Origin of the sequence: Mesorhizobium sp. M7A.F.Ca.AU.002.02.1.1 (assembly GCF_003998535.1) — a bacterium.
GTDB classification, from domain to species: domain Bacteria; phylum Pseudomonadota; class Alphaproteobacteria; order Rhizobiales; family Rhizobiaceae; genus Mesorhizobium; species Mesorhizobium ciceri.
Window position 1 is genome coordinate 1 of sequence record NZ_RZPB01000576.1, and the last position, 3,867, is coordinate 3,867.

Sequence of the window (3,867 nt, forward strand, 5' to 3'; positions counted from 1 at the left end):
TTCCGAAACGCTGTTCGATACGGTCCTTGCCGAAGCTGCTCTGCGAGCGTGTCCGCGCATTGCCCAGGGCTCAGGAGCGACGTGTCGACTTCCAGATCGTACACGCCGGGCCGGTGCACCTCTTCCTGCCACAGGCGCGCCACCGGGCCGCAATCCCATCTCGGGTCGATAGCGCGGCGGCATGGCCTGATCGCAAACGTCGACACCGAGATTGATCCAGACGCCATCGAAGCACTCCTGAACAGCCTTGGCGATGCTTGTTTTTCGATCGCGGCGCACCGTTCAGGATGATGATCTGGCCGATTATGCCTACCCTCGCTCCAATAAAAAAGCCCCGTCTCCGGGGCTTTTTTGACTTTCGTAAGCTCAGTTCTTTCGGGGCAGTTGTGGCACCAGGCTGCGCTTGCCGCCGTCCTTGCCCTTGGCTTCGGGCTTCTGCGCCACCAGCTTCTTGGCCGCCGGCTTTTTCACCACGGCCTTTCTGGACTTCGGCGTTTCTTCCGGCTCTTCCTTCTTCGGCTTCACCGGCGCCTCGTCGGCCAGCGATTCGAGCTTCAGGCCGGTCTCGCCGGTTTCCTTCTTCTCGACGGTGACGCGCACCGTGCCGCCCTTCTTGAGCTTGCCGAACAGCACCTCGTCGGCCAATGGCTTCTTGATGTGCTCCTGGATCACACGACCGAGCGGCCGCGCGCCCATGCGCTCATCATAGCCCTTGTCGGCGAGCCAGGCGATCGCGTCCGCCGACAGGTCGAAGGTGACGCCACGCTCGGAAAGCTGGGCCTCGAGCTGCATGACGAACTTCTGCACCACCTGATGGATGACCGGCACCGGCAGCGAGCCGAACGGGATGATCGCATCGAGACGGTTGCGGAACTCCGGCGTGAACAGCCGGTTGATCGCCTCGACATCGTCGCCTTCGCGCTTGGTCGAGCCGAAGCCGATCGCCGCACGCTGCGCATCCGACGCGCCCGCATTGGTGGTCATGATCAGGATCACATTGCGGAAGTCGATCTGCTTGCCGTTGTGGTCGGTCAGCTTGCCATGGTCCATAACCTGCAACAGGATGTTGAACAGGTCCGGATGCGCCTTCTCGACCTCGTCCAGCAACAGCACGCAATGCGGATGCTGGTCGACGCCGTCCGTCAGAAGACCGCCCTGGTCGAAGCCGACATAGCCGGGAGGAGCACCGATCAGCCGCGACACGGTGTGGCGCTCCATATATTCCGACATGTCGAAGCGGATCAGCTCCACGCCGAGCGACGCGGCCAACTGCTTGGCCACTTCGGTCTTGCCGACGCCGGTCGGGCCGGAGAACAGGTAGGAGCCGATCGGCTTCTCCGGTTCGCGCAGGCCGGCACGCGCCAGCTTGATCGCCGAGGTCAGTGCGGTGATCGCAGTGTCCTGGCCATAGACGACTCGCTTCAGCTCGATATCGAGGCCCTGCAGCACCTTCTCGTCGTCGGCCGAAACCGTCTTCGGCGGGATGCGGGCCATGGTGGCGATCGTCGCCTCGATCTCCTTGATGCCGATAGTCTTCTTGCGCTTGGCTTCCGGCACCAGCATCTGCGAGGCGCCGGTCTCGTCGATCACGTCGATCGCCTTGTCCGGCAGCTTGCGGTCGTTGATGTAGCGTGCCGACAGTTCCACCGAGGCCTTGATCGCCTCGTTGGTGAACTTCACCTTGTGGAACTCCTCATAATAGGGCTTGAGGCCCTTCATGATCTCGATCGCGTCCTCGATGGTCGGCTCGTTGACGTCGATCTTCTGGAAGCGCCGCACCAAGGCACGGTCCTTCTCGAAGAACTGGCGGAATTCCTTGTAGGTGGTCGAGCCGATGCAGCGGATCGCACCCGACGACAGCGCCGGCTTCAACAGGTTGGACGCATCCATGGCGCCGCCTGAAGTCGCCCCTGCCCCGATCACCGTGTGAATCTCGTCGATGAACAGCACGGCGCCAGGATAATCCTCGAGCTCCTTGACGACCTGCTTCAGCCGTTCCTCGAAATCACCGCGATAGCGCGTGCCGGCGAGCAGCGTGCCCATATCGAGCGCGAAGATGGTGGCATTGTGCAGCACTTCGGGAACGTCGCCCTCGACGATGCGCTTGGCCAGGCCCTCGGCGATCGCCGTCTTGCCGACGCCGGGGTCACCGACGTAGAGCGGGTTGTTCTTGGAGCGGCGGCACAGCACCTGGATGGTGCGGTTGATCTCGGACTCGCGGCCGATCAGCGGGTCGATCTTGCCGGCCTTGGCCTTGTTGTTGAGATTGACGCAATAGGCCGTCAGCGCGTCCTGCTGCTGCTTCTTCTTGCCGCCTTCCTCTTGCGGCTCGGCGCCGTTCTGGCCGCCCTGCTCGTCATCGGCGCCGCGCGGCGAGCGTGTCTCCGACGCGCCCGGACGCTTGGCAATGCCGTGCGAGATGTAGTTGACCGCATCGTAGCGGGTCATCTGCTGTTCCTGCAGGAAATAGGCGGCATGGCTCTCGCGCTCGGCGAAGATGGCGACGAGCACGTTGGCGCCCGACACTTCCTCGCGGCCAGAAGACTGCACATGGATCACCGCGCGCTGGATGACGCGCTGGAAACCGGCCGTCGGCTTGGAGTCCTCGTCGTAGCCGGTGACGAGGTTGTCCAGCTCGGTGTCGATATAGGTGAGAACCGTATGCTTGAGCTCATCGAGATCGACATTGCAGGCGCGCATGACGGCGGCCGCCTCGGTGTCGTCGATGAGCGCGAGCAGCAGATGTTCTAGGGTTGCATATTCATGGTGCCGCTCATTGGCGAGCGTCAGCGCCTGGTGAAGCGCCTTTTCCAGGCCTTGGGAGAAAGCCGGCATGTTACCTCACTTCTTCTCCATCACGCATTGCAGCGGATGCTGATTCTGTCGGGCGAAATCCATGACCTGGGACACTTTGGTCTCGGCCACCTCGAATGTATAGACCCCGCACTCGCCCACTCCATGATTGTGAACATGAAGCATGATGCGTGTGGCGGCTTCGCGATCCTTCTGGAAAAAACGCTCCAGCACGTGAACCACGAACTCCATCGGAGTGTAGTCGTCGTTGAGGATGAGGACCCGATAAAGGCTGGGCTTCTTGGTCTTGGTTTTGGTGCGCGTGATGACGGCCGTCCCACGGCCGGCCCCATTGCCGTTACCGTCGCCGTCTTGCATTCGCACCACGCGTCTCGTGGCAGTCAAACCGATCGTCACGTATTCCTGCCTCTTTCGATTCCCCATGCGAGTTCGACATGTAGGTGTTCGATGTACGATTTTAAGCCCTTCTGGTTAGCTGACAATATGGCTAGGTCACCAAACTTGGACGATTTTCGCAATCGTGAAGGGGCGCGAGGCTCTGGAACGGAAATTGACACGAAAAAGCCCGGCCACGTTTCCACGGCCGGGCTTTTTCTCGGGTCAAAAGGCTGAATCTGGGTCACGTCAGGCGAAATCAGTTCGCCCGGGCGAAATTACTTCGCCTTGGCAACGATCGATTCGAATGGCTTGTAGGCTTCCTTGGCGAGTTCGGCATAGAGATCGCCGATCTTGGTAGCCTCGGCGACGAACGCCTCATAGGACTGCTTGGCGTAGTCCGACTGGATCTCGATGGCCTTTTCCAGCGACTTGGCTGAAAACAGCTTCTCCACAGTGGCGCTGCCGGTTTCAAAACTCTTCTTGGTGTATTCACCAGCCTCGGTGGCAATCGCCTGTGCGCCCTTGGAGAGCGACGCGAAGCTCTTCAATCCGGTGTCGGCGAACTCTTTGCCGTATTTGCTGAAGTCCTCATAGGTCTGGGTCATTTCACGATTCCCTTGACGGTTGAGGCGTCCTTCTTCGGGGCGCCCTTGTGCAATGCAAGATAATATATTG

At 60.8% G+C, this 3,867-nt stretch carries 3 protein-coding genes and 1 pseudogene; all 4 read right to left on the reverse strand.

Features of this window, described 5'->3' with window-relative positions; genetic code table 11:
- Nucleotides 1-307: pseudogene (locus EN879_RS27055) on the reverse strand (hypothetical protein); the annotation flags it as partial.
- A gap of 59 nt (nt 308-366) precedes the next feature.
- Nucleotides 367-2,835: an ATP-dependent Clp protease ATP-binding subunit ClpA gene (gene clpA, locus EN879_RS27060; RefSeq protein WP_013531774.1), complete on the reverse strand. Its 2,469-nt coding sequence runs from the start codon at nt 2,833-2,835 to the stop codon at nt 367-369.
- Nucleotides 2,836-2,841: 6 nt separating this feature from the next.
- The gene (gene clpS, locus EN879_RS27065; RefSeq protein WP_023812950.1) at nt 2,842-3,171 is read right to left on the reverse strand and encodes an ATP-dependent Clp protease adapter ClpS; all 330 of its coding nucleotides are present in this window, start codon (nt 3,169-3,171) and stop codon (nt 2,842-2,844) included.
- A 296-nt stretch (nt 3,172-3,467) separates the two neighbouring features.
- Complete coding sequence (locus EN879_RS27070; RefSeq protein ID WP_013531776.1) at nt 3,468-3,797, reverse strand: phasin family protein; 330 nt, start codon at nt 3,795-3,797, stop codon at nt 3,468-3,470.
- Nucleotides 3,798-3,867: the final 70 nt, after the last annotated feature.

Bases quoted from the DNA above. Each gene is read 5' to 3' on its own strand.
- clpA (WP_013531774.1), bottom strand. From the start codon at position 2,835: ATGCCGGCTTTCTCCCAAGGCCTGGAAAAGGCGCTTCACCAGGCGCTG.
- clpS (WP_023812950.1), bottom strand. From the start codon at position 3,171: ATGCAAGACGGCGACGGTAACGGCAATGGGGCCGGCCGTGGGACGGCC.
- EN879_RS27070 (WP_013531776.1), bottom strand. From the start codon at position 3,797: ATGACCCAGACCTATGAGGACTTCAGCAAATACGGCAAAGAGTTCGCC.